A 24,906-nucleotide genomic window follows, 5' to 3' on the forward strand; every position below is an offset into this window, starting at 1 on the left:
CGCATTCTGTTACTTTCTGTAATTAATTGACCGCTGAGAGTAACTCTTCGTGTAAGGCGCGGATGTGTCTGAGAACCAGTTCTGATAAGCATCCTTGACTTTCGCCTGACTCCGGCCGGCGACTTTACTCATTTACGCATGATTTAACAGCCGTGCGGATTTCCCTTTGTCTGCTGGATTTACTGGTCAAACCTTGTTGGAATCGCACAATATCTCGTGCTTTATCGCAATTCAGGTGCTAGCGTCCAAATTGTGCAGATGTCAGCCAACGGGGGAGGAAACATGGCTAGCGCGAAGTTCTCTCAGGTCGGGTACCAGCAGGGATGGGGCTGCCGTAGGCGCCGTCGTCGCCGCTGGGGCTGGGGCTGCCGCCGTCGGTGGTGGGGGTGCTAGTTAACACCCGTGAGAGCCGGCGGCCTGGCCGCCGGCTCTCCTTGAGCGCCTCCGGCCGTGAACTCGCGCCGGCGATTTCGCTTCGCCGCACCTTTCGCGAGTTCTGGCCGGACACTCGGGGATTGCGGCGCTTTTTCGCGGCCGGGGTGGTGTTCGCCATCGTGGCCGCGCTCTGTGAGGTAGCCGCAATTCGCCTCTTCGGTCACATCACCGATAAAGTCCTTACAACCCGGGATCTGGCGGCGTTCTGGACGCCCGCGTTCAGCTGGCTCGGCCTCGCCGCGGTCGCCGGGGTGGCCTCCTTCGCCGGCACGTACGCCACCGCGCTCGGCGCTGAACGATTCCTGCTCGCGCTGCGCGACCGGGTCTTCGAGCACCTGCAGACGCTCGCGCCCGACTTCTCGGAGAACCGGCGGCTGGGCGATCTGATGGCCCGCCTCACCGACGACATCGAGGCCATCGAGGAACTCGTCGGGTCGGGGCTGGTCAAGATGGTCACCACGGTCGCCAGCGTGGTGTTCTTCGCGGGGGCCGCCTTCTTCATCCGCTGGGACCTCGCGCTCGTCACGATGGCGCTGATCCCGGCGTTCCTGGTGATCTCCAAGCTGTTCGCGGCCCGGTTCAGGACGGCCGCCGCGCGGGAGCGCGCCAGCAACGGGGCCATGAACAGCGTCCTGGAGGAGGGGCTGGCCAACCAGCCGCTCGTGCAGGCGTACAACAGGCAGGGGACGGAGTCGCGGCGGTTGCACGGAGAGGGCCGCCGCTGGCTGAGCGCCAACATGTCCCAGGCGTGGCTGTCCGGCCTGTACGGCCCGGCCGTGCAGGTCATCGAGACCGTCTGCCTGATCGTCATCCTCGGGTTCGGGGCGTGGGAGATCGCCGCGGGCCGGTTGACGATCGGCGGCCTGCTGGCCTTCGCGGCCTACCTGGCCCTGCTGTACCCGGCCGTGCAGAGCCTGGGGGAGCTGGCCCTGACGGTCTCGGAGGCGGCGGCGGGGTCCGACCGGGTGATCGAGGTCCTCGGGGCCCGGCCCGCCGTGACCGACGACCCGGGCGCCGTGGCGGCCGGGAGCAGCCGCGGCCTCGTCGAGTTCGAGGGGGTCGGATTCACCTATCCGGGGCGGGGGCGGCCGGTGTTGCGGGACGTGACGTTCGCCGCGGCGCCCGGCGAGGTCGTCGTCCTCACCGGGCCCAGCGGGGCGGGCAAGTCCACGCTGGCCAAGCTGCTGCTGCGCTTCTACGACCCGGACGCGGGGCGCGTCCTGCTGGACGGCACCGACCTGCGCGGCCTGACGCGCCGGTCGCTGCGTGACAACGTCACGGTCCTGCACCAGGAGACGCTGCTGTTCTCGGGGTCCGTGCGCGACAACATCGCCTACGGCCGGCCGGACGCCGCACTGGACGAGGTGATCAGGGCGGCCGAGGCGGCGGGGGTGCACGACTTCGTCAAACTGCTGCCCCAGGGCTACGACACGCCGGTCGGGCAGCGGGGACGGCTCCTGTCCGGCGGGCAGCGGCAGCGCATCGCCATCGCCAGGGCCATTCTGCGGGACGCGCCGGTGCTGGTGCTCGACGAGCCGATGAACGGGCTGGACGAGGCCACGGTCGCGCAGATCATGAAGCCGTTGCGCCGGCTCATGGCCGGCCGGACGACGCTGCTGATCACGCATGATCTGCGGCACGTGCCCGAGGGGGCCAGGACGGTGGAGGTGGAGCCGGTGCCGAGGGAGGACCGTATCCGGCTCAAGCGGGTCGGCATTCCCGGCCACGCGGCGCGGTTGTCGGCTCCGCCCTGATGTGCCCGTACGTACCGGCTGACGGCACCCGCCCGAGGAGGGCGGGTGCCGTCGTGCGATGCCGGTTGCGGATTTGGGGTGAAGGTGAGAAATGTCCTCGATAGAATCGGAGAGCCCTCTCCGTTTGTCGAAGGCAGGTTGATGTCATGGGCGACGACCACAGCTCCGCCCGGCCGCTGCGCGCCGACGCGCGGCGCAACCGCGAGCGAGTCCTGCAGATCGCGCAGGAGGCCCTGGCCAGTGACGGCCTGACCATCTCCTTCGACGAGATCGCCCGGCGGGCCGGGTTCGGCGTGGGCACCGTCTACCGGCACTTCCCGACCAAGGAGGCGCTGTTCGAGGCGGTGCTGCTCGGGCGGATCGAGCGGTTCGTGGCCGACGGGCGCGCGCTGAGCACGTCCGAGGACGCGGGCAAGGCGTTCTTCGGCTGGTTCTCGCGGGTGATCGAGCAGGCGTCGGCCAACCAGGCGCTGTGCGAGATGCTGGAGAGCGATTCCGGGATGGCGTTCAGGCAGGGCTCGACGTTGCAGGACGACTTCGCCGGTGTGGTGCGGCGGCTGCTGGACAGGGCGCAGCGGGCCGGCGCGGTGCGGCGGGACCTGGTGGCCGGCGACGTGCTGGACCTGTTACGGGGCGGCCTGGTCGCCGAGCGCAGGGCGCGGGCCAGAGGCGGGGCGGTGCGACTGGCCGAGGTCATCTGCCAGGGGATGCGGGCCTGATCGGGCGGCGGGGACGGCGGGGTCAGGCCGGGGTGAAGCGCACCTCGCGGGTCGCCGGATCCGCCCGCGCCAGGCGTACGGTGATCCGCTCCCCGAGGGGCAGGTCGCCGTCGCAGCGGGCGATCACGGCCGGGTCGCCGAGCTGCACCTGACCGCCGCCGCGCCGCTCGTCCACGTCGATCACCATCGCCTCGAACGCCTGCCCGATCCTGTCCCGCAGCACGAACGCCTCCACCAGATCCACGCACGCGCGATCCACCGCGCCCGCGCGCCGCCCGGTCGCCGCCATGATGTCGGGCAGGTTCGCCAGCGCCGCCCGCACGCCGGAGGGCACCGGCTCGCCCGCGGCGACCGCCAGGCACACCTCGGTCGCGTAGCGGTCGGTCAGCCGCCGCAGCGGCGCCGTGACGTGCGCGTACGGGGCCGCCACCGCCGCGTGCTCGGCCAGCCGGGGCGGCGCGCCGTCGAAGGCCACGTAACCGGAGCCGCGCAGCAGCACCTTCGACTCGTGCAGGAACGCGGCGTGCCGCGCCTGCTTCGGATCCAGGTCGTGCACCACCTCGCCGTAGCCGGCCCCGTCGGGCCACGGCACGTCCAGCGCCTGCGCCACCCGGCGGACCTTCGCCAGGTCGACGGCGTGCGGCCGGGGCAACACGCGCAGGATGCCGATCTCGGCGTCCAGCATCATCGCCGCCGCGGCCATGCCGGTCAGCAGCGAGATCTGCGCGTTCCACGCCTCGGCGGCCAGCGGCATCCTGAACTCCAGCCGGTAGCCGCCGTCGCCCGCCACGATCTCCTGATCGGGAGTGGGGAGGGTGACGCCGCCGCGCGCGCGTTCGAGGGCCAGCCTGAGCCCGCCGATCTCGGCCAGCAGCCCCAGCGTGCCGTCGGCGGTGCCGGTGTCGACGGCCGCCTGAACGTAGGCGTAGTCGAGGCGCTCGCGGCTGCGGACGAGGGCCCGCTGCACGTCGGCGCCCAGCATGCGCCCATCGGCGTCGAGGTCGATCCGCCACACCGCGGCCGGGCGCAGCGCGCCGGGCAGCAGGCTGGCCGCGTCCTCCGACAACACCTGGGGATGCAGCGGCACCCGGCCCGCGGGCAGGTAGATCGTCGCGCCGCGGGCGCGGGCCTCGGCGTCGATGACCCCGCCCGGGCGGACGAAGGCGCCGACGTCGGCGATGGCGTACCAGACGCGGTAGCCGGCGCCCAGCCGCTCCAGGTGGACGGCCTGATCGAGGTCCATCGAGCCGGGCGGGTCGATGGTGACGAACGGCATGTGCGACAGGTCCTCGGCGGCGAGCCTGGGCACCTGAGCCACCCACGAGGCCTCGTCGAGCACGGCGTCGGGGAAGCCGGCGGGGAGCTCGAGCTCCCGCTTGATCCGCTCGAACCCGTCTTCCAGCCTGACGGGTATCTCATCGGGCACCTGCATCATGGCCACAACCTACAGGCGCCGCCGCGCAAGTGAGGTGGCCGTCCCGCCCGCCGATCGGGTGAGTGGTCGTCCAGCCCGTGCGGCGCGGCAGCCGCCGATCAGGTGAGGTGGCCGTCCAGTCCCGTGATGCGCAGGAGCCGCCGCATGACGGGCGGAATGTTCGCGATCCGCAGCGGGGTGCGCTGGCCTTCGGCCTGGTTGCGGATGGAGACGAGGACGCCGAGTCCGGCCGCGTCGATGAAGGACAGGCGGCTCAGCTCGATGACCAGCGTGGCCGGCCGGCGGCCGGCCTCCCGCAGCAGCTCCAGCAGGTGGCCGCGGAGCAGCTCGGTGGTGGCGATGTCGAGCTCTCCGGCCACGCTGAGGGTCAGGGTGCCGTTATGGCGGCTGGTGGTCAGGTGCAGTGGGTGCATGTGCGGCTCCGCGCTCCGTCAGGGCCGGGAACGTCCTGTCCGATGCGCGGACCCGCCCTTTGCCGTAGGCATGTGCGTTACTAAGCGCTACTGTTCGATATCGGAATGGAGTGTACATGTCCGATCGTCCCGGTTGAGAAGCGGGCGGCTAATCGGAGGATGAGAGAATTCCTCAGGAAAACAATTCCGGTCTTCCGGTGGAGGAAATCTCACCCCGCGCGCATCGTGCGGCCCGTGTGCGCGGGCGATCGCGGGAGGCGGCGCGGTTCCCGTGAACGTGGCGAGCGCGGGTCGCCGACCTGACCGGCCAGATCACCCGGTGTGGCGACGACGCCCGACTTTTGCGGAAATGTGCGGCTTTATGAGGCTAGATCGCACTACGCTGCTACCTCGGGAACATACGAGGGGAAAGTAAACGCATCGTGTGGATAGCAGTTTTAGTGCTGACCGCCGCCGTTCTCGGTGCGGCGGTCTGGTGGTTCCGCCGCGATTCCGCCGGCGGCATCGGGGAGACGACGTTCGACACCGCGGGGACGGGCGGCTGGGGGCTCCGGCTTTCGTCCGAGGCGGAGGCCGCGTTCATGGAGGGCCTGCGGGCCTATCGTGACGCGGGCCATCCGCTGAGCGTCGCCGGGGAGCAGGGGGTGCTCACGGTGGACGAGCCGCCGCTGCTGATCTCGCTGCAGCTGCTCGCCGACGGGTTCGCGGCCAGAGGGGACGCCGCGATGCATGATCCGCAGGGCACGGTGGCGGGGCTGATGGCGTGGTGCGCGGACGCGGAGCGGCCCGGAGTGCTGCATCTGCGCCGCGACTGGCTGGCCGGTGAGGTGGACGGCATGGACCGTACGCGGTTCGCCGAGGCCGTGCGCGGGATCGTGTGCGCCGGCGGCGACGACCACGCGACCGCCGACGACGGCGCCGGTTCGTTGCGGGTCACCGTGATCCCGACCGAGCCGGCCCCGACCGAGCCCGCCTCGACCGAGCCGGCCCCGACCGAGCCCGCCTCGACCGAGCCGGCCCCGGTGGAGGAGGCGTCGCCGCAGGTCAACGGGAAGCTCGTGCACGGCGCGGCCGGCACGCTGGTCGAGGAGCGGCCGGGCGGCACGTCGCGGGACGAGGGCGGAAGTCCGGACGCCAACACGTTGATGCTGGATCTGGCCCGGGTGCTCGACCGCTACCGGGAGGCACGCGCGGAGCGGCCCGACGCGGCGGCGGCGGAGTTGCTGCGCGAGGCCACGGCGCATCTGGTCACCGCCGGCGGACCCGGCCTGACCTGGGTGCGGCCGCCGACCGGGGAGGAGCGGCAGACCGTGCTCACCGCCGCGAGCTCGTCGGAGTTGCGGTGATCTGCCCGGTCGACGTCACGATTGTGCATCTCGGCGACTGATTGCGAGGTCCGGGTTGGATCATGCTGAGGTGGGGGTGTCGCCGGACGGGCTCAGCCGCAGATGGCCGGGCCGCGGATGGCCGGGCCGCGGATGGCCGGGCCGCGGATGGCCGGGCCGCGGATGGCTCGTCGTGGTGGCCGCGCTGGTGGCGCTGGGGGGCGGGTTGTGGGCGGTCGCGCATGTCGTGCCGCCCCCGGCGACGGAGGGCACGCCGGTCGCCGAGCCCTCCGAGAACCCGGAGCCCGACCCCCTGCGTGTCGTCGTCGATCCGCCGAGATTTCCGGCCGGGACGGAGCAGGTGCGGGTGACCGCCCCCTGTGCGGAGACCAGCGCCGTCGCCGTCTCCGGCGCGTTCGACGGGGCGGTGTCCATGGATCGGCGTGTGGCCGCAGATCTGCAGGGCGACTTCGAGGTGGACGCCGGCCTCACCCCCGGCGCCTATGACGTGATCGTCAAGTGCGGTGACCAGGGGCCGTTCGGCCGCGCCGTGATCCAGGTCACCAAGGGCGCTTCCCGGCCGTCCGGACCACCGCGCGTCGCCACCACCTGGATCACGCTCTCCCCGGCCGAGCCAGGCTCCTGGCTGAACCACCCCGAGATCCGGGGCGAGCGCGACGTCTATCTGGTCGCCCCGATCCTGGAACTCAAGGTGACGCACCAAGTCCAGGTGCCCGCCGATGACCCGGACGTGGCCGGCCTGCGCGCCGGTGGCGCCGGATCATCGCCCGCCACGTTCACCGAGCACCGGATGGGCGTCGTCGTCGCGGACGGCACCGACAGCTCGGTCTCTCTCGCCTTCGACACGCCGGTCGTCAAGGTGGAGCGCGGCTCCCGCCAGGCCGTCATCACCTACAGAGGCACCGGCTACGTCAGCGCCTTGAGTCGCAGCGGCGGGCAGCGGTACGTCGGCGTCTCCTACACCCCTTGGCAGGGCGAGGGGGTGCCGCCCCTGACCGCCCACGACGTCGTCGTCTCCGCGACCGGTTGGACGTTGGCGGGGGTGTGGGGACCCGCGCCCCTGGAGCAGGACTCGCACTACCTGCGTCTGAACGCCGGCCTGATGCGGCTCGCCTTCACCGAGGACGGCCACACCGCCGACGTCTCCGGCTACCTGACCGACGACGCGTACATCGGCGCCTACCTCGACGACAGCGACCCCGAGGCGAACTCGGAGGCAGGCTCGGAGACGGAGAGCTTCTCCCGCGAGATACCCACGTTCCTCGACGGGCTCTGGACGGCGTTCCTCTTCGTCGCCTGGGTGGCCGCCGTGGTGGTGCTGCTGCGTGCCCTCGTGCTGGCGCTCGGCCGGGCGTGGTGGCGCCGCTTCAGCAACCTGCTGATCGTCGCCCTGCTGGTGGCCGGACCCGTGATGGTGGTCCTCGTCGGCTCGTCGCAGCTCCTGGGGATCGCGGGTGCCGCCCTGCTGCTGGTCGGTGTGCCCGTCGTGGCCCTTCTCTCGGCGGCCCGCGCCGTGCCGTCTGCGCAGCCGTCTTCTGCGCCGTCTGCGGTGCTGCCCGCCGGGTCGTCGGAGCGGCCGTCTGCGGGGACGCCGGAAGAGCCGCCAGTGGTGCCGTCTGAGGCGGCTTCTGTGGTGCCGCCGGGCGTGGCGCTGGTCAGGGCCGGGGCGGTGGCGGCGGCGCTGGCGGGCGTGATGTTGTACGGCTGGGCGTTGACGTGGCTCGTGAATTCGTGGCAGGACCTCGGCTGGCCGGTCGTCGTGGGGGCGCTGGCGGTGGTGTTCGCGGTGGTGCTCGCAGTGGTGCCCCGGCTCCGCCCCGGGCTGCCGGTGCTGGGCTTCCTGGTGTTCGGATCAGGGGTGTTGCTCGCGGGGCGGGGCGCCTCGATCGGGTTCTTTCCGCCGACGATGATGTGCATCGTACTGATCGCCATCTCGGTCTCGGCCGTGGCGGCCGGCTGGGCCACCGAGACGAACCGCCGCTGGTCGCTGCGCGCGGTGCTCCAATGGGTGGCGCTCGTGATGGTGACCACCGGCATGCTGGCCTACCCCGACTTCGCGGTCACGTGGTCCAGCGGTGAGTGGTTCCCACAGGAGGAGGGCCTGTTCTCCTACATGACACTGTTGTTCCTCTTCTTCAGCCTGCCGCTGCTGTCGCTGGCCATGCTGCTCGTACGGGCCCGCCGTGCCGGCCGGACCCCCGAAGGGCTCGTCGAGGCGACCCCCTTCCACACCGCCGTGCTGTTCGTGCTCCTGCTGCGCCTGCCGGGCATCGCCCACCCCGGACTCCTCGGCGTCACGGTGCTGCTGGCGTGGGCGGGCGTGTCGTTCCTGCTTCCGGCCGCCCGCGGGCACCTCGTGCGGCCGATCTCCGAGACGGAGCACCGGCAGCTCGTCCGCGACATGCTCCGGCGCAAGTCCGCCCGTCTCGCGCTGACGAACCTGCTGCGGCAGCCGGCGGGCGGCGACTTCGAGGAGCGGCGCCGGGCGCTGGAACAGGAAGGCGACGAGCGGTTTGGGCCCGTGGACTCGGACCTTGCACTCGCGACCCTGGCCGGGCGCACTCCGTGGCAGAACGCGCTGGCCGCGCTGGGCGTCGGGGCGGTGCTGTCGGTGCCGTTCTCGACGATCCGCGTCGTCGAGTCGGTGCGCGGCGGCCAGGGGAGCGCCGGCGAGCTGCTGCTCGCGGCCCTGACGCTGTTGTCGCTGCCCGCGCTGTGCATGGTGTTCGGCTACTTCTACCCGCGCGTACGCGGCACCGGCCCGATCGCGAAATCCCTGACGTTCCTGCTGGCGGCGCTGCTGATCGAGCTGCCCGTGTACGTCCAGACGCTGGTGATCGCCGCCGCCAGTGGCACGGACCTCGCCGGTGGCGCGGTGCCCAGCCCTGACCAGGCGCTCGTCGGGGTGCTCGTGGCCGGCGGCAACATCGCGGTCGTCAGCATCGGGCTCGGCCTGTGGTGGGAGTGGCGGCTGATGGCGCTGGCCGGCGAGCCGTGGGCGCGCGTCAGGAACATCCGCACGCTGCGCGCCCTGGCCGCGCCGCTGGCCGCCGCCTCCATCGCCGTCGGCACGACGCTGGCCACCGCGCTGGTCAACAACGTCGTCGCGCCCCTGCCCACCGCCCCGGTGGTCGAGAACCGCCCCGAACCCACGCAGAGCCCGTGACGGCCGGCGTTCGGATCCGTCGGCCCGTGACGGTCCGGCGGCTGTTCTCCACGCTCGGGGCTGGTGACCGTCAGCCGGTGTTCTCCGCTCTTCGGGGCTGGTGACCGTCAGCCGGTGTTCTCCGCTCTTCGGGGCTGGTGACCGTCAGCCGGTGTTCTCCGCGCGGCCCTGCCGCCAGTAGCCCATGAACGCCACCGCGCGCCGGTCCATGCCGCGCTCGGCCACCAGATGCCGCCGCAGCGTCTTGATCACCGACGCCTCGCCGGCCAGCCACGCGTAGAGCGGCCCGTACGCGCCCTCCGGCGGCACCTCCCACAACTCCTCGGCGTCGACGTCCACGTCGTCGAAACTGGCGGGCACCGGCAGCGGTGGCAGCAGCCGCCCCGCGGCGGCCCGGACGGCGGGGATGAGCCCGGCCCCGCGCTCGGCGCCGTTCCTGGCCAGCCAGTTGACCTTGACGGAGGACCGCGTCACCACGTCGAGGACGTCGTCCTCGCCGGGCACCTCCATGAACGCCTCGCCCGCCAGCCCGGCCGGCAACCGCTCCAGGACGGAGCAGATCGCGGGCACCGCGGTCTCGTCGCCGGCGATCAGCACGCACCCGGTCTCGGCGGGCGGCCGGAACTCCACGCCGCCGTGCTGCCCCTCGTGCCGCCCGTCGGGCCCGAAGAGCACGGCGACGTCACCGGGCCGCACCCCCTCCGCCCAGCGCGCGACCGGGCCGCCGTCCGGATGCATGACCACGTCCACGTCCACCTCGGCCGCCTCGGGCCGCACCAGCCGGGCGGTGTACGTGCGCATCGGGTTGCGCTTTTCTGCATCGAGTTGCCGCCATTTGAGGTACCAGTCCGAGCCTGTCGGCAGATGCGCCAGACCGTGCTCGGGGACCGGCAGGAAGAGCTTGAGCCGTTGGTCGAACCCGTTGTCGGCGAAGTGGCGCAGATCGTCTCCGGTGAAGGTCACACGGAGGAACGACGGGCTCAGGCGCCGCAGCCTGTCCACTCGTACGTCGAACATGCGGAAGGGTTCGGTCATCCCCGGCTCCAATTCTTAGGCCAGGCTAACCTAATCGATTGCCCGGAAGTTGGCCACTCGGGATCGATCGCACAGAGTCATGAAATGTCGTGAATAGGCGCGTATGGCCAGGTCAACAGGTGTCCGCACTACTCCGGACAAGGGGTGTGATGAAAGTTTCACAACTCATTGACAGCGGGAAAGCGCTTACCTATGTTGTGGCGTGTTCGCTCACACGTATGAGAACCACATATGTGAACGAGTGCTCGCTGGGGGGACACCACGTCGCAGGCCGTACGGGGCCTGCCGGGCCAGCAAGGAGCTTGAATCGTGCGACACAGAATCAATGGCAGAACGGCCGCGGTCATCGCGGGCGTCATCGCCCTGACGGGCACCACGGTGGCCGGCATCGCGGCCGCCTCATCGGCGGCGGCCGCTCCGGCGCCAGGCGCCTACACCGTGGTGAACAACGGCAGCGGCCTGTGCCTCACCGTACCGGGATCCAGCTCCTCCGATGCGGTCCAGCTCAGCCAGACGGGCTGCGGCGGCGCCGCCCAGATCTGGAACGTGGCGGCCAGCGGCAGCGGCTACACGCTGAAGGCCGCCCACAGCGGCAAGTGCGCGGGCGTGCAGGGCGCCAGCACCTCCGCGGGCAAGGCCGTGCAGCAGGAGACCTGCACCGGAGCGTCGTCCCAGACCTGGACGCTGCCCGAGTCGGGCAGCACCGTCAGGATCGTCAACGCCAACGGCGGCAAGTGCCTCAACATCAAGGACAACGCGACCTCCTCCGGCGCCCTCGTGCAGCAGAACTCCTGCGACTCGGTGGCGACCAAGCAGTGGCGGCTCGTCCCCTCGGGCGGCGGCACCCCCGGCCCGACCCCGACCGTGACGCCGACCGTGACGCCGCCTCCGACCGGTAACCCGACCGGCCTGGTCGGCTGGGCCACGCAGGGCGGCGGCACCAGCGGCGGCGGCAGCGCCTCGGCGGTCACCGTCACCAGCGCCTCGGCCCTGACCAGCGCGCTGTCGTCGAGCAGCGCCTCGGTGATCCGGGTGTCGGGCACGATCTCCTGCTCGGGCATGCTCCGGGTGGCCTCGAACAAGACCGTGCTCGGCAACTCGGGCGCGACCATCGCGGGCTGCGGGTTCAACATCGCCGAGGCCTCCAACGTGATCGTCCGCAACCTGAGCTTCCGCGACTGGAACGACGACGCCATCAACGTGCAGTACTCGACCCGGGTGTGGATCGACCACAACACCTTCAGCAACGGCTATGACGGCGCCGTGGACGTCAAGCGGGCCAGCGACTACGTCACCATCTCCTGGAACAAGGTCACCAACCACGACAAGTCCATGCTGCTCGGCCACGACGACGGCAACGGCGGCGAGGACCGCGGCCACCTGCGCGTCACGTACCACCACAACTGGTTCGACGGCAGCAACCAGCGCCACCCGCGCGTGCGCTTCGGCAACCCGGTGCACGTCTACAACAACTTCTACGGCAGCATCGGCAGCTACGGCGTCGCCTCCACCGAGGGCGCGGGCGTGCTCGTCGAGGGCAACTACTTCGAGAACACCGACGACCCGTACCACCTCGGCGAGGGTGACTCCGGTCCGGGCACCCTGGTCGCCCGCAACAACCACTTCGTCAACTCCGGCAGCGGCCAGGCCAGTGGCAGCGTCGGCTCCATCCCCTACTCCTACTCGCTCGACACCGCCTCCGGCGTCAAGTCCATCGTGACCGCGGGCGCCGGCGCCGGACGGATCTCCGTCTGATCCCGCCCCCGTGATCGAAGCCCTCCTGGCGCGCAGGCCAGGGGGGCTTCGCCATGCACCACCACGATCAGGGTGAAGGCCCGCATTCCGGTAGCGTCGCGTGCAAAAGGGCGCCTGGCGCCCGCCGAGAGAGGAGCCCTGACTTTGCCGCCCGTCATTCTCTCCGCCGCCGGCACCGCCCTCGTGATCGACGGCTCGGGGCCCGGCCTGCCCCGGGTGTGCCACTTCGGCGCGGGCCTGGGCGCCGTCGCCGGGTCCGAGCTGCCGCTCGCGCCGGCCGGCGCGCCGCCGCTGCTGCCCGCCCAGGGCGACGGCTGGTACGGCCGGCCGGGCCTGTCCGGCAGCAGGGCCGGCGAGCACTGGCCGGTGCGCTGGACCACCGGCCGCTTCGACGCGGACGCCGTCCCCGGTGCGGGCGGCACGGTGACCGTCGCGGCCTCCGACGCCAGGGCCGGGCTGGAGCTGGTGAGCGAGCTGGCCATGGATGCGGGCGGGGTGGTGCGGATGCGGCACACGGTCACGAACGCGGCCGCGTCCCCGTACCGGCTGGAGGGGCTGACCTGCGCGCTGCCGCTGCCCGCGCGGGCCGGGGAGCTGCTGGACTTCACCGGCCGCTGGGCGCTGGAGAAGGTGCCGCAGCGCAGGGCGTTCGGGCACGGCGTGTGGTCGCGCGAGAACCGGCGGGGCCGCACCGGGCACGACGGCACCGGGCTGCTGGTGGCCGGGACCGAGGGGTTCGGGTTCCGGGCCGGCGAGGTGTGGGCGGTGCACGCGGGCTGGAGCGGGAACCACGTGCACTACGCCGAGCGGCCGGTCGACGGGCCCGGTGTGCTGGCCGGGGGCGAGCTGGTCGAGGCAGGGGAGATCATCCTGGCCGAGGGGGAGAGCTACGCGACCCCGTACGTCTACTTCACCTGGTCGGCGAGCGGGCTGGACGAGGCGAGCGGCCGGCTGCACGACCACCTGCGCGCGGCCCGCACGCTGCCGGTCCGGCCCGTCACGCTGAACAACTGGGAGGCCACCTACTTCGACCACGGCCTCGACCGGCTGCTGCGGCTGGCCGGCCAGGCCGCCGCGGCGGGGATCGAGCGGTTCGTGCTCGACGACGGATGGTTCCGCCACCGCCGCGACGACCGGGCCGGGCTCGGCGACTGGTACGTCGACGAGGGCGTCTGGCCCGATGGGTTGCACCCGCTGGCCGGCCACGTGCGCGAGCTCGGCATGCAGTTCGGGTTGTGGTTCGAGCCGGAGATGGTCAACCCGGACTCCGACCTGGCCCGCGCGCACCCCGACTGGATCCTCGGGCAGGCCGGGCGCACGCCGCCGCCCCAGCGCCACCAGCAGGTGCTCGACCTGGCCAGGCCCGAGGTGTACGCCTACCTGCTCGAACGCCTCGACAGCCTGGTCACCGAGTACGCGCTCGACTACCTCAAATGGGACCACAACCGCGACATCGCCGAGCCCGTCCACGACGGCGTGGCGGGCGTGCACGCGCAGACCCTGGCCGCCTACCGGCTGCTGGACGAGCTGCGCCGCCGTCACCCGGGGCTGGAGATCGAGTCGTGCTCGTCGGGCGGCGCGCGCATCGACTACGGCGTGCTGGCCCGCACCGACCGGGTCTGGACCTCCGACAGCAACGACGCCCTCGACCGGCAGTCCATCCAGCGCTGGACCGGGCTGCTCGTCCCGCCGGAGCGGCTGGGCTGCCACATCGGCGCGCCGCACGACCACATCACCGGCCGGTCGCTGCCGCTGGCGTTCAGGGCGGCGACCGCGCTGTTCGGGCACATGGGCGTGGAGTGGGACCTGACCTCGGCGAGCGCGGCCGAGCTGGAGGAACTGGCCACCTGGATCGCGCTGCACAAGCGGCTGCGGCCGGTGCTGCACGCCGGGCGGGTGGTCCGCGCCGACCACGCCGACCCGTCGGCGCTGGTGCATGGCGTGGTGCTGCCGGAGCGCGCGGTGTTCGCGGTCGTGCAGCTCACGTCGAGGGTGGCCGTGCTGCCCGAGCCGGTGCGGCTGCCGGGGCTCGATCCGGCCGCCCTGTACGAGGTACGGGTGGCGGGGCCGACACCGCAGGGGGCGCTCCTGCCGGAATGGGCGGCCGGGCCGGTGCGGCTGCGCGGGGCGGTGCTGGGTGAGCTCGGGCTGCCCGCGCCGGCCCTGCGCCCGGCCTCCGCGCTCATCGTGGAGCTGGACCGGGTACCCGGCTGACCCTCCCCACCCCGAGAAAAGCCCGGCTCCGAGCGCGGAGCCGGGCCCGAGTCCAGCGGAGCCGGGTCAGAGGTCCAGTTCGGAGCCGCCGAAGCGGTCGCGCAGGAAGCGGCCCTGGTCGCGCAGCGCCTGCTCGTCGCCCGCGTGGATCGCCTCGGCCACCTTGCGCAACTGGGCGTCGAGCAGCGCCACCTGCGCGAGCAGCTCCTCGTGGGCGCTGTGCTCGCGGCCGGCCCGCCGGGTGAGCGCGTAGCCCCTGGGCAGGTTCGCGTACGCCTCCAGGCTGGCCGGCAGGTAGTGGCGGATCGTCTGCGACACCACGTGCAGCTGGTCGGGGGAGGTGGTGAGCTGCTCGGCCCGGCCGAGCACACCCCTGATGACCTCGGCCAGCGCGGCCACGGCGGCCCGCACGTCGCCGGGGAAGCGCCCCTCGATCCGCCGCAGCAGCGTGTCCAGGTCGGCCCGCAGCGCCCGCGTCTCCACCTCGGCGTGCGAGATCGTCAGCCGCACCCGCTCGGGCGGGGCGAGCAGCGCGCCCACCCCGTAGAGCGCGGCGACGACCACCGGCCAGTACGCCCCCGCCAGCCCCAGGAAGTGCGCCGCCAGGCCGAGCAGCGCCAGCGAGCAGCCGGCGATGTTCCTGGTCGAGCCCAGGTAGCGGAGCACCCGGTCACTGGTAGCCACGGATCTCCTTGAACGCGCTGCTCAGCGAGGTCGTCCGGGCGTCGAACACGGCGCCGCCGGTCAGCTCGGCCACCTCGCGCATCTCCTCGGCGTCGCTCTCCCCGAACAGCACCACGAACGCCGGCGTCCGCCGCCGCTCCTCCGGCAGCGACCGGTAGTGGGCCGCGAAGGCGGCGTAGTCGGCGCCGTCGGTGTTCTCGCCGTCGGTCATGAGCACGATCGAGGAGTAGTGGCCGGGAACGGCCGGGCGGTCGTAGGCCGCCTTGAGGCTGTCGTAGATCGCGGTGCCGCCCCTCGCGTCCAGCCCCTCGGCGAACTCCTTGATCTGGGCGAGCACCGGCCGCGGATCGTGTTCGGGAACGGTGAACGGGACCGGTGTCCCGGCCGAGCCGCTGAACGGGATCATCGTCACGGCCTCGCGGTTGCTGAAGCGCGAGAACACGCCGGAGGCCGAGTCGTCCGCGCCGGTCAGCGCGACCAGGGCCTGCCGCAGCGCCGCGATCCTGTCGCCCGCCATCGAGCCCGAGGTGTCCAGCACGAACGTCGTCCGCGCCGGGACCCGCACCTGGTTGAGGTAGGTGGCGATGAGCTCGTCGGCGGTGCCGCGCCGGTTCGGGAACGGCAGCTCGATGAGCGGCGCGGAGCCGAACCTGGCGTCGGGGGTCACCCCGGGCACGATCGGCCGCCGGTGGGTGACCGTCATGATCTCCTTCTGCACGGCAGGGGTGCGCAACCAGGCGGCGAGCTTGCCGTACAGGACCTTCTTCTCCTCCGGGGCGGAGGCGAGCAGCGTGAGCGGGTAGTCGGCGGTGATCACGCCGTCGCTCGGATAGACGAGCGTGAGCGGCTCGCGCAGGCCCAGCAGGACCGACTCGTAGTTGACCATGCCGTCCACCCGGGGGTCGCGGGCGTAGGCGTCGGCCAGCCAGCCGGACGAGCCCGCCGTCAGGCGCTGCGCGGAGAAGAACTCCTTCAGCCGGGGTGTCACCGCGCCGACCTGCTCGGCGCTGAGCGCGCCGGCCGCGTCCGACAGCGCCGCGGCCACGCCGACCAGGGCGGAGAACCCCGAGTTGGAGGAGGCCGGGTTCGTCATGCCGAAGCTGAACCGGCCTTCCTTGGCCGCCGCCGCGATGTCCGTCCAGGACACCGGCCCGCGGTCCCAGCCGAGCTCGGCCGCCTTCGAGCGCTTCAGCCCGAGGACGACCGGCGAGACCATGATCTTGGTCTGGGTGGACAGCCTGGCCTGGGCGCCGTCGATCAGCGACAGATAGCGGTTGGAGGAGAACCACGTGGCGTCCACGAGATCGCCCCTGCGGCCGGTCGCCACCTGCTCGGCGCCGTCGAGGGTGCCGGTGTAGGTGACGGCGACCCGCACCCCGGCCTCCCGCTCGGCGCGCTTCAGCAGCGGTTCGAGGTCCTTGATCTCGCTGCCGGCCAGGACCCGCAGCACGTGGGGGCCGTCCGCAGTGCCCGCAGGATCGGCGGCGCAGGCGCTGATGAGCAGGAGGGCGGCGATCAGCGCCCGTCTCATGACGCGCTCTCCTGGGCCCGCTCCAGGTACGTCTTCGCGTGCCGCAGCTCGGCGGACAGGCTGTCCACGGTGGTCGCCATGCTCTCGACGGCCTTGGCGCGGAAGCCGTCGATCAGGTCCATCGTGGCGTAGACGTTGTCGAACGCCTGCCGCAGCGTGTCCAGATCCACGGTCGCCGCTGCCGCCTGGTTCTGGATCGTGCCCGCCCGCGTGCGCAACATCTCGCTGGTGGCCAGGATCAGGTCGCCGGTCGTGGCGTTCAGGGCGGTGATCTGGTCGAGCACCAGCTTCTGGCCGGCCAGCGCCTGCGCCACCGTGACCGCCGTGCGCAGCGCGGCGACCGTCGTGGTGGTGGCCCGGTCCACCCCCTTGCTCAGCTCCAGGTTGTTCCTGCGCACCAGGTCGAGCGCCAGATAGCCCTGCGCCGAGACGGCGAGCTGGGTGAGCAGGTCCTGGTGCTTCTGCCGCACGGCGAACAGCGCGTCCGAGCGCAGCGCCGTGGCCCGCGCCTCGTCGGCCAGCATGATCCGCTCTTCCAGGGCGGCGTCCATCGCCTGGGCCATGACCGCGTACTCCTGCAGGCGCGTCATCGCCTCCCACAGGCCGGCCTTCTCGCCCTCGATGGCGGCGTTGTCGCGCAGCAGCTCGTCCTGGCCCGACTTCAGCGCGCGGATGATGTCGTCGATGTGCTTCTGCGCGGAGTGGAACCGGGCGAAGTAGTCGCGCAGCCGGTCGCCGAACGGGATCAGCCCCAGCAGCCGGCGCGGCCCGCCCGCCGCCTGCTTCGGGTCCAGATCCACGATGGTACGGCGCAGCGCCACCAGCCGGCCGGCCACCGCGGCCTGGGCGTCGGCGCCCTCGCCCCTGGCGGCGGAGAGGGCGGCGACCGGCCGCTTGAGCATGCGGTTGGCGACCTGCGAGGCCGACCTGATCTCGGTGTCGCCCATCGAGGCGACGTCGTGCACCTTGCGGGAGAACTCCGGCGAGCGCGGGTCCAGCCCGCTCAGCTCCCCGGCGAAGTCCCGCCCTTTCCCGGTCAGCTCGGCGGCGCGCTCGGCGGCCATCGGCAACATGCTCGCCGCCGTCTCGGGTGGGACCGGCGGCACCGGCTGGGGCGGCGTCAGCACCAGATCGGACACGTGAGAGCTCTCCTGTTCATGGCCGGGCGGAGTCGATGGTGGCGATCAGCTTGTCCAGCCGCTCGTACGCGGGCGGCTCGACGACGTCGACCAGGTCGGCCGCCGGAACCTTCGCCCTGGCGGCCTGGCCGGCGAACGCCTGGGGGTTCGTGGTGCGGAACCCGTGCGCGGCGGCCAGGGACAGCAGCTCGGGATCCCCGGTGAGCAGCTCGCCCACCCTCGTGCCCTGATCGGACAGGGGGACCAGCGTGTGCTTGCTGAGCACGGTCGGCGACGGGTAGACCAGCCGCATGTCCGGCTTGATCGCGCCGTCGCCGGCGAAGACGTGGGACAGGTACTGCGCCTCGTAGACGACCAGCATCGGCGTCTTGCCGGCGCCCAGCGCCAGGTAGTCGTCGAACGACGCCTCGCTGGTGGACTCGGCGAAGCCCTGGTCGAGCACGGCGGGGGCGACGACGGGCGCGATCGCGGCGATCTGGGCGTCGGAGCTGATGACGTCGTCGCCGTTGGCCACGTAGCCGATCGCCGACAGGTACATGGCGGCGGAGTTGGACGTGCGGATGTCGGTGGTGGTGAGCAGCACCCGCTTGCGAGCCCTATAAGCCGAATTATCGGGAAGTTGATCCCAACGGGTGCCTTTAGCCACTAACTCTAGATATTTCTTAATATCGAGAGTTTGGTAGCCTTTGTCGGAATCGTGGAGCACGCCGGCCCTCGTGAGCAGGGCCGCGATCGGCGCGAACGTGGCCACCGCCATCGGCGAGTAGAACGGCGAGAACGTCGTCGTGGCCTTGCGATCGTGCTTGATCCGCTCCGCCGCCGGGACGCTGGAGGGGAAGGCGAAGGCGTACCGGCTCAGGTCGACGTCCGTGACGATCTGCCGCGAGCCGGCCGTGTCGGCTTCGACGCGCAGGCCGTGTCTGGCGAAGGCCGCCCGTACGCGCGGATCGTCGAAGAACGCCTTCTTCTCCGAGCCGATGACCCCCCGCACCACGGCCACCTCGGGGCCTTCGTCCGCCCGGCCGCCCAGGAGGACCGCGACCACCGCCGCCCCGGCGAGCACCACGGCCAGAATGACGCCGATCCACCGCTTCATCGCACCCCGTTTCCTGAAATAACCCCCATGTCTGGGATTATGGGATGGCGCTCATGGGCGCTGCGCGGCCGGAAAGGCGACCTTACGGCAGAATTCATGTGCCGTTCACGAACGGCGCCGACAGTACGTTGTGCGGAATTGTCCCATCGAATGGGCGCTTTGCCGCTGATCGGGCGATTCTTGGATTCTCGCGGCCTGGCGCTAAGATCGCCGCATCTTAGCTCGCATCCGGGCGTCTGCCCGCCGATACCGCTTCGGCCGCGTGGCCGCCGTCGTCGTCGCGCTCTACGTGAGCGCCGCGGTCGCCGCCACGGCGGTCGCCGTCGTCACCGGCGATCACGTCGCGCCGGCCACGTTCCTGGTGCCCGACCTGCCGTGGGAGGACACCACGGGATGGGCGCCGCTCCCCGTGTTCGCGGCCGTCTGCGCGCTCAACGCCTGGATGCTCTGGCAGGTCCTCCGCGGCCCCGCGCTCCCGCGTGCGGCCGGGCTCGGCCGCCAGGTTCGCTGGCTGCGGCGGCTGCTCTACCTGAGCGTCGCCGGGCTCCTGGTCCTGTGGGACGTGCTCGACCGGCTGCCCGGCCAGACGGGGGCCGTCGTGCCGCTGGGCGTCGAGATCGCGAAGATCGTGCTGCTCGCCCGGGTGATCGCCGGGATCTCGGCCGCGCACCGGGCGGCCATCCTCGTGCTCGGCCTGGTCAGCGTGGCACCCACGCCGCTGCTCCTGCTGGGAGAGGCCACCGGCCTGGAACTCGACGCGAGGACGTTCTTCTTCCTGGACCTGGCCGCCCTGGCGTGGCTGGCGCCGCTCCTCGCCGGGCAGCGGCGCGACGGCCGGTGGAGCCGCGCCACCGTCGCGACCGGCTGGTGGGTCCTGGGGCTGAGCCTGGGCTACTCGCTGGTCTTCGGGTTCCTCATGGGCCTGCGGGGCGGGAACGTGCTCATCGCCGCGGCCCTCGAGGCGCTGAACGTCATGGTCCTCGTGTGGACCGCGCGCACCGCCCACGAGCTGGCCGCGCCACCGCCGCCCGCCGTCCGGGCGCGCCCGCCCCGGCTGGCCGCGGCCACGACGGCGCTGGTGCTGGTGGCCGGCCTGGTAGCCGCCGAGGACGGGTCGCGGGCCACCTTCAGCGGCCGGGACGAGCGCTGCGACGCCTGGATCGACGGATCCTTGTCCTACGACGCCACCCCGCCGCAGGACCGGCGGGCCGCCTTCCTCTGCCTGGCCAGGCAGGGCATCACCCGTTCGCCGATGTTCCCCGGCGACGTGCCCGACCAGCGGATCCTGGCCCACGGCAAGGCCCTGTGCACCGAGCCCGGCCCCCCGTGGGAGGAAGAGCTCACCAAGATGCTGATCTTCCTCTGCCCTGACGTCGCCGGCCGCCGGATCGCGCTGGCCGCCCGCGACCTGGCCGTGGCGGACCGGGCGGAGAAGGCGCGGGTCGCGGCGGCGAACGCCGAGCGCAACGCCCGGTGCGCCGACCCCTGGCCGAAGGTGCGAGCCCGGCGGCAGGGCACCGCCGCCTACGAGCTCTTCGAAGCCGGCGGATACTACGTCCTGGACGACCGGGACGAGTCCTCTCACCAGGGCGCCGACGTCCACGCCGCCATCGACGACGGCTTCATCGACGCCGCCGGCAGCAGCGCCGTCGTCATGACCTACGGAGAGAACGAGACGATCTGCGTCACCGTCAAGGCGTTCACCACCGCGCCGCCGCGGCGCCTGCGAGGCTGGGACGACGTGGCCGAGGTGGGCATCGCCAGCGTCAGCGGCCGGCTCATCGTGCCGGAGCTCGGGGAGTGGGACGACGGCGGGGCCCTGAAGGAGCTGCCCAGCCTGGCGATCGGCGGCCCCGGCCACTACCGCATGCGCGTCTACGCCCGCCATCGCGAGCACGCCGGCGCCGACCTGCCCGCCGAGGAGCACCTGATCGTGGTCTACCCGGGCCGCTCCACCAGGAAGATCGTGTACGTGCCGTGACCCGCGCCGGCCGCCCTGGACGCGGACGCCCTTCCGGAGCACGGCCGAGCCGTCATGTTCCGGTCACGAGGTGAAGCCGGTTTAATGCCGCCGCAACCCCGGCGCCCGTGATCGGTTACCTGCGCGGTGCATGCTCGGTGTCATGAGCGATGCACCGAAGGTGACACATCCACGTTCCGGACCTGGGGCGCGGACGGCGCACTCCTGGCGGCGGGAGATCGCGGAGCTCGCCGCCCTGTTCCTCGCGGTCGGCCTGGCGCACCTGCTCGCGACCCTGCTCGGGCACGAGGAGCCGGGTCCCGTCGTACTGGTCGGGCTGGGGGTGGCGTTGATCGCCGGGGCGGCGATCCACAAGCGGCTGGGCCGCCGGCCCGTGCGGAGCGCCCCCGCGCTCCCGGTGGGGGAGGGCGCGGGGCCGCCGATGACGTTGTGGCGCATCCGCATGCGCGTGGTGGAGCGGCCGGGGCGGCTGGCCACCGTGGCGGGGGCGTTCGGCCGCCTCGGCTGCAACATCCTGGCGCTGCACATCGCGCCGACCGGCAGCAGCGCCATCACGCCGGCCGGATGCGACGCGCTCGACGAGTTCGTCATCGAGGCGCCGCGCCACCTGGCGCTCGGCGTGCTGGCCGCCGCGCTGACCGAGGCCGGCGGCCACGGCGTGGTGGTCGTGCCCGCGCAGGTCAAGGACCTCATCGACCCAGGCGTCCAGGCGCTGGTCCTGGCCCAGCGGGTCGGCGACGACCCGGACCGGCTGCCCGAGGCGATGGCCGAGCTGCTGCGGGTCTCCCAGGTCGAGTGGCGGCGGCCCGGCGACACCGTGGACGAGGGCGCCGAACTCAACACCACCATGGTGATCTCCGTCAACCCCGACCGGGCGCTGCTGATCAGGCGCCCCGAGCTGCCGTTCACCCCGACCGAGGCGGCCAGGGCGGCGGCGCTCACGGCCGCGGCCCGGCGCGCCCGCTACACCAGCGCGGCCTGATGGCGCACCGGTGGCCCTTGGCCACGTCCACCTTCGTGTCGATGAGGTTGCCGCAGGCCACGACCGGCAGCCCAGACGGGGGCGGTCATGCTCTCTCCTTGTTCCAGTTCTCGATCCCGCTCGCGTCGATGGGCAGAGCGGCGGAGAGGATCTCCGCGCCCTCCGCCGTGACCAGCAGGTCGTCCTCGATGCGCACGCCGATCCCGCGCAGCTCCGGAGGGAGCGTGCGGTCATGGGCGTGGAAGTACAGTCCGGGCTCCACGGTGAGCACCATGCCGGGCGCCATCTCGGCGCCGTGGTGGGCCTGCGGCGCGGACCTGGCGCAGTCGTGCACGTCCAGGCCCAGGTGGTGGCCGATGCCGCAGATCAGATAGCGGCGGTGGTGCTGGCCGCGCTCGGACAGGGCCTCGTCCACCGAGACCGGCAGCAGGCCCCAGCCGTGCAGCCCGCGCGCGATGACCTCCATGGCCGCGTGGTGGAAATCGGTGAACCGGCGGCCCGGCGCCACCTGGGCGAGACCGGCCCGGTGCGCCCGCTCCACCAGGTCGTGCACCTGCCGCTGGACCGGGGAGAAGGTTCCCGAGGCGGGGAAGGTGCGGGTGACGTCGGCGGTGTAGTGGCTGCGCGTCTCGACGCCCATGTCCAGCAGGAGCAGCTCCTCCGGCAGGACGGGGCCGTCGCAGCGCACCCAGTGCAGGGTGGGGGCGTGCGCGCCGCTGCCGACGATGGAGGCGTAGCCGGGGCCGTTGCCGTACGCCCTGGCGTACCGGTCGAACGTGCCCTGCAGCCAGCGTTCGCCCGGCCCGGCGATGGCCGCCGGCACCTCGGCGAGCACCGCCGCGAAGCCCTCGACCGTGCGGTCCACGGCCTCGCGGAGCTGCCCGGTCTCCCAGTCGTCTTTGATCATGCGGAGCTCGGCCAGCACCCGCCCGGCTTCCTCCGGCGGGGTGTCGCCGGGTGCGCCGTCGTAGTCGGCCAGCGGCTTGACCGCGATCCCGAGCGCCGCCGACCACTCGGCCACGGACGGTGACGGGCCCACCCACAACTCCCCGTGGACGGAGTCGGCGTAGAACGCGGTCTCGCCGGGACGCGCGGGCGGCGGCAGGTACAGCGTGGCGTCCCCGCCGGCGACCACGGCCACCGCCTGCTCCACCGCGCAGCCGGTCAGCCAGTAGAAGTCGCTGTCGACGCGGAAGTCGTAGTCCGTGTCGTTGCTGCGCACCGGCGCCCGCCCGGCCGCCACGACCACGCTCCGGCCGGGCAGCGCGGCGGCGAGCCGGGCCCGGTGGGCCGCCGCCGCCTCGGCCGCGCCGGGCACCACGCCGGGGGTGCGGGCGGGGGAGTCCCAGCCCTGGGCGATGTAGTCGTTGAACGCGGGGATCTCGGCCAGCTTGGGAAGTCTGCCGTCACTCACCCGTGATTCCTCCTCCGATGTCGCGGACGAGCCCGGTCAGCCTGGCGAACACGCGCTCCTCGCCGATGCCGTCGTGCTCGTACTCGTTGGTGACCCAGGCCTGAGCGTTGCCGACCCTCTGGGCGGTGTCCAGTTGCAGGCCGGAGTCGACGTACATGTCGTCGAAGTAGACCGCCGCGGCCAGCGGCACCTCGTTGGCCGCCAGGCGGTCCAGGTCGTACAGGGGCGGCCAGTCCGGGCGTCCGGCGAGCAGCTCGACGGCGGCGCGGAAGGGCCGCAGCGCGCGGATCTCCTCGAACATCCAGGGATAGATCATCTCGCCGGTGAACAGCAGCGGCCTGGCGTCCTCGGCGAAGGCCGGCTGCCGGGCGCGCTCCCGCTCGGCCGCCCACGCGGTCGCGCCGGGCCCGGAGCCGTAGATGCTCTCCTGCAGCGCGGCGAACAGCGGGTTGTCGGCGTAGGAGGAGCGGGCCAGCACCTGGTGCAGGAACGTCTCCGGCAGGCCGGCCGCCTCGTCGAGTAGCCAGTGCATGCGCTCGTAGCCGGGCTTCATGCCGAAGTCGATGCCGAGCGACTGCAGGCGCCGCACGGTCAGCACGTCGCCGTCGGGCAGCAGCACGTCGCCGGCGGCCAGCCGGTCGGCCAGGCGGGCGGTGGTCCCGGCGTGGTGCGGGTAGCGGCGGTAGAACTCCGCGTTCTTGGCCGCGACCCGGGGATAGGTGCGCCGGTAGACCTCCGCGGCGTCCGGCTCCAGCGCCGGCAGGCCGCCCGCCACGTAGCAGGCACTCAGGCCCTCGGGCGCCTGCGACAGGTACGTCAGCGTCAGGAAGCCGCCGTAGCTCTGCCCCAGCGTCGACCAGCGCCGGCCGCCGAAGACGGTGGTGCGCAGGTGCTCGGCGTCGGCCACGATGGAGTCGGCGCGGAAGCGCGCCAGGTGCTCGGCGCCCTCCCGCGCGCCGAGCCCGCTCATCAGGCGGCCGTCGATCCGCGAGCTGCGGCCGGTGCCGCGCTGGTCGAGCAGGATCACCCGGTACGTCCCCAGCGCCTGCCCCAGCCAGCCCGACGTCCCGACCGGCCGCGGGCCCTTGCCTCCCGGGCCGCCCTGCAGGTAGAGCAGGCACGGCAGGTCCTCGTGGTCGCGTACGGGATCGACCAGCTCACGGGCGAAGACCGTGATCGTGTCCTCCGGGTCCGACCAGTCGAGCGGCACCTCCACCAGATGGTCGCGCACCCGCATCCCGGGAATGCTGTAATCAGCGGTGATCATCGAAGCTCCCTCCTGCGGCGGTCCCACTCCGGGTTGATGCGCGGGATGGCCGCCGGCAGCGTCCGCGTGTGCTCGTCCTGCGGATCGCCGAAGACCCGGGCGGTCTCGCCCGGCTCGATGACCCGGCCCGCCGCCTCGTCGCAGATCACCCGTGCCCGGCGCGGTCGTTCGGACAGCGGCTTGACCTGCTTGGGCGCCGTGAAACTTCAATAAGGTGTGGCATTGCACTGAACCCTAGGCGTCCGGAAGCGGTGTTGCCAAGCCTCACGGACACACGTGGAACGTGACCCGCCCTGAATCGCCGGCCCCCGCGATTCCTGGAAATTTCCGCTCTTTCGGCTCTTTCCGCTCAGCTGTCAGCGGCCGGGCGTCGCAGTGCCATTGAGCACTGGCCGCGGATAACGCCGTTCTATCCGGTATGGATTAAATGTGGGAATTGCGGGTCTATTGCGGCGCTTGCGTTCTATGGTGTGCGAGTCCCCACTGCTCATCCCCCAGGAGTCGCACCATGCCGCTCACTGCGCGCCCGATCCTCGCGTT

Annotated in this window: 18 protein-coding genes; 8 read left to right on the plus strand and 10 right to left on the minus strand. The window is 72.2% G+C overall.

Features of this window, described 5'->3' with window-relative positions:
• The first annotated feature begins 515 nt into the window (after positions 1-515).
• Complete coding sequence (locus ACWD0F_RS12685) at positions 516-2,189, plus strand: ABC transporter ATP-binding protein (RefSeq protein ID WP_449874739.1); 1,674 nt, start codon at positions 516-518, stop codon at positions 2,187-2,189.
• A 146-nt stretch (positions 2,190-2,335) separates the two neighbouring features.
• Complete coding sequence (locus ACWD0F_RS12690) at positions 2,336-2,908, plus strand: TetR/AcrR family transcriptional regulator (protein WP_449874741.1); 573 nt, start codon at positions 2,336-2,338, stop codon at positions 2,906-2,908.
• Between the two features lie 22 nt (positions 2,909-2,930).
• Here ACWD0F_RS12690 and ACWD0F_RS12695 read toward each other — a convergent pair whose 3' ends face one another.
• Together ACWD0F_RS12695 and ACWD0F_RS12700 are read right to left on the minus strand one after the other, a co-directional pair.
• Positions 2,931-4,343 (minus strand): RNB domain-containing ribonuclease, encoded by a 1,413-nt coding sequence (locus ACWD0F_RS12695; RefSeq protein ID WP_449874743.1) that lies wholly within the window; start codon positions 4,341-4,343, stop codon positions 2,931-2,933.
• A gap of 98 nt (positions 4,344-4,441) precedes the next feature.
• Positions 4,442-4,756: an STAS domain-containing protein gene (locus ACWD0F_RS12700; RefSeq protein ID WP_449874745.1), complete on the minus strand. Its 315-nt coding sequence runs from the start codon at positions 4,754-4,756 to the stop codon at positions 4,442-4,444.
• 440 nt (positions 4,757-5,196) lie between these two features.
• On the opposite strand from ACWD0F_RS12700, the gene ACWD0F_RS12705 reads away from it, so the two are divergent.
• A complete protein-coding gene (locus ACWD0F_RS12705) occupies positions 5,197-6,102 on the plus strand; it encodes a hypothetical protein (protein WP_449874747.1) in 906 nt (301 codons plus the stop codon).
• A 172-nt stretch (positions 6,103-6,274) separates the two neighbouring features.
• Complete coding sequence (locus ACWD0F_RS12710; protein ID WP_449874749.1) at positions 6,275-9,268, plus strand: hypothetical protein; 2,994 nt, start codon at positions 6,275-6,277, stop codon at positions 9,266-9,268.
• Between the two features lie 144 nt (positions 9,269-9,412).
• On the opposite strand, the gene ACWD0F_RS12715 is transcribed toward ACWD0F_RS12710, so the two are convergent.
• The gene (locus ACWD0F_RS12715) at positions 9,413-10,303 is read right to left on the minus strand and encodes a siderophore-interacting protein (protein ID WP_449874751.1); all 891 of its coding nucleotides are present in this window, start codon (positions 10,301-10,303) and stop codon (positions 9,413-9,415) included.
• A 309-nt stretch (positions 10,304-10,612) separates the two neighbouring features.
• Here ACWD0F_RS12715 and ACWD0F_RS12720 point away from each other — a divergent pair, with 309 nt between their 5' ends.
• On the plus strand, positions 10,613-12,058 hold the full coding sequence (locus ACWD0F_RS12720; RefSeq protein WP_449874753.1) for an RICIN domain-containing protein: 1,446 nt from the start codon (positions 10,613-10,615) through the stop codon (positions 12,056-12,058).
• A 144-nt stretch (positions 12,059-12,202) separates the two neighbouring features.
• Positions 12,203-14,272 carry an alpha-galactosidase gene (locus ACWD0F_RS12725; protein WP_449874755.1) on the plus strand — a complete coding sequence of 690 codons (2,070 nt, stop codon included), beginning with the start codon at positions 12,203-12,205 and terminating at the stop codon, positions 14,270-14,272.
• Positions 14,273-14,338: 66 nt separating this feature from the next.
• Here ACWD0F_RS12725 and ACWD0F_RS12730 read toward each other — a convergent pair whose 3' ends face one another.
• From ACWD0F_RS12730 to ACWD0F_RS12745, 4 genes are read right to left on the minus strand one after another with little or no spacing between them, the layout of a single operon-like run.
• Complete coding sequence (locus ACWD0F_RS12730; RefSeq protein ID WP_449874757.1) at positions 14,339-14,956, minus strand: hypothetical protein; 618 nt, start codon at positions 14,954-14,956, stop codon at positions 14,339-14,341.
• Positions 14,943-16,487, minus strand: coding sequence for a substrate-binding domain-containing protein (locus ACWD0F_RS12735; protein ID WP_449874759.1), 1,545 nt, complete (start codon positions 16,485-16,487; stop codon positions 14,943-14,945). Before ACWD0F_RS12735 ends, ACWD0F_RS12730 begins: the two co-directional genes overlap by 14 nt.
• Entirely contained in the window at positions 16,484-17,626 is a 1,143-nt protein-coding gene (locus ACWD0F_RS12740) for a toxic anion resistance protein (RefSeq protein WP_449874761.1), read from the minus strand. Before ACWD0F_RS12740 ends, ACWD0F_RS12735 begins: the two co-directional genes overlap by 4 nt.
• Positions 17,627-17,642: 16 nt before the next feature.
• The gene (locus tag ACWD0F_RS12745; protein WP_449874763.1) at positions 17,643-18,722 is read right to left on the minus strand and encodes a hypothetical protein; all 1,080 of its coding nucleotides are present in this window, start codon (positions 18,720-18,722) and stop codon (positions 17,643-17,645) included.
• A gap of 262 nt (positions 18,723-18,984) precedes the next feature.
• Between ACWD0F_RS12745 and ACWD0F_RS12750 the strand changes: the two genes are divergently transcribed.
• Together ACWD0F_RS12750 and ACWD0F_RS12755 are read left to right on the plus strand one after the other, a co-directional pair.
• Positions 18,985-20,703: a hypothetical protein gene (locus tag ACWD0F_RS12750; protein ID WP_449874765.1), complete on the plus strand. Its 1,719-nt coding sequence runs from the start codon at positions 18,985-18,987 to the stop codon at positions 20,701-20,703.
• 142 nt (positions 20,704-20,845) lie between these two features.
• Complete coding sequence (locus ACWD0F_RS12755) at positions 20,846-21,685, plus strand: ACT domain-containing protein (protein WP_449874766.1); 840 nt, start codon at positions 20,846-20,848, stop codon at positions 21,683-21,685.
• Positions 21,686-21,770: 85 nt separating this feature from the next.
• Here ACWD0F_RS12755 and ACWD0F_RS12760 read toward each other — a convergent pair whose 3' ends face one another.
• The 3 genes from ACWD0F_RS12760 to ACWD0F_RS12770 are packed head-to-tail and all read right to left on the minus strand — an operon-like array spanning position 21,771 to position 24,515.
• Positions 21,771-23,099: an aminopeptidase P N-terminal domain-containing protein gene (locus tag ACWD0F_RS12760; protein WP_449874767.1), complete on the minus strand. Its 1,329-nt coding sequence runs from the start codon at positions 23,097-23,099 to the stop codon at positions 21,771-21,773.
• The gene (locus ACWD0F_RS12765; protein WP_449874768.1) at positions 23,092-24,366 is read right to left on the minus strand and encodes an alpha/beta fold hydrolase; all 1,275 of its coding nucleotides are present in this window, start codon (positions 24,364-24,366) and stop codon (positions 23,092-23,094) included. The genes ACWD0F_RS12760 and ACWD0F_RS12765 overlap by 8 nt, the downstream gene beginning before the upstream one ends.
• Positions 24,363-24,515, minus strand: a complete 153-nt coding sequence (locus ACWD0F_RS12770; protein WP_449874769.1) for a hypothetical protein — start codon at positions 24,513-24,515, stop codon at positions 24,363-24,365. Before ACWD0F_RS12770 ends, ACWD0F_RS12765 begins: the two co-directional genes overlap by 4 nt.
• Between the last annotated feature and the right edge of the window lie 391 nt (positions 24,516-24,906).

This window comes from Nonomuraea sp. NPDC002799 (assembly GCF_053592075.1).

What these genes read in the sequence shown, in the direction of transcription:
- ACWD0F_RS12690 (WP_449874741.1), top strand. Translation starts at nt 2,336, where the DNA reads ATGGGCGACGACCACAGCTCCGCCCGGCCGCTGCGCGCCGACGCGCGG.
- ACWD0F_RS12695 (WP_449874743.1), bottom strand. Translation starts at nt 4,343, where the DNA reads ATGATGCAGGTGCCCGATGAGATACCCGTCAGGCTGGAAGACGGGTTC.
- ACWD0F_RS12700 (WP_449874745.1), bottom strand. Translation starts at nt 4,756, where the DNA reads ATGCACCCACTGCACCTGACCACCAGCCGCCATAACGGCACCCTGACC.
- ACWD0F_RS12715 (WP_449874751.1), bottom strand. Translation starts at nt 10,303, where the DNA reads ATGACCGAACCCTTCCGCATGTTCGACGTACGAGTGGACAGGCTGCGG.
- ACWD0F_RS12735 (WP_449874759.1), bottom strand. Translation starts at nt 16,487, where the DNA reads ATGAGACGGGCGCTGATCGCCGCCCTCCTGCTCATCAGCGCCTGCGCC.
- ACWD0F_RS12745 (WP_449874763.1), bottom strand. Translation starts at nt 18,722, where the DNA reads ATGAAGCGGTGGATCGGCGTCATTCTGGCCGTGGTGCTCGCCGGGGCG.
- ACWD0F_RS12755 (WP_449874766.1), top strand. Translation starts at nt 20,846, where the DNA reads ATGAGCGATGCACCGAAGGTGACACATCCACGTTCCGGACCTGGGGCG.
- ACWD0F_RS12765 (WP_449874768.1), bottom strand. Translation starts at nt 24,366, where the DNA reads ATGATCACCGCTGATTACAGCATTCCCGGGATGCGGGTGCGCGACCAT.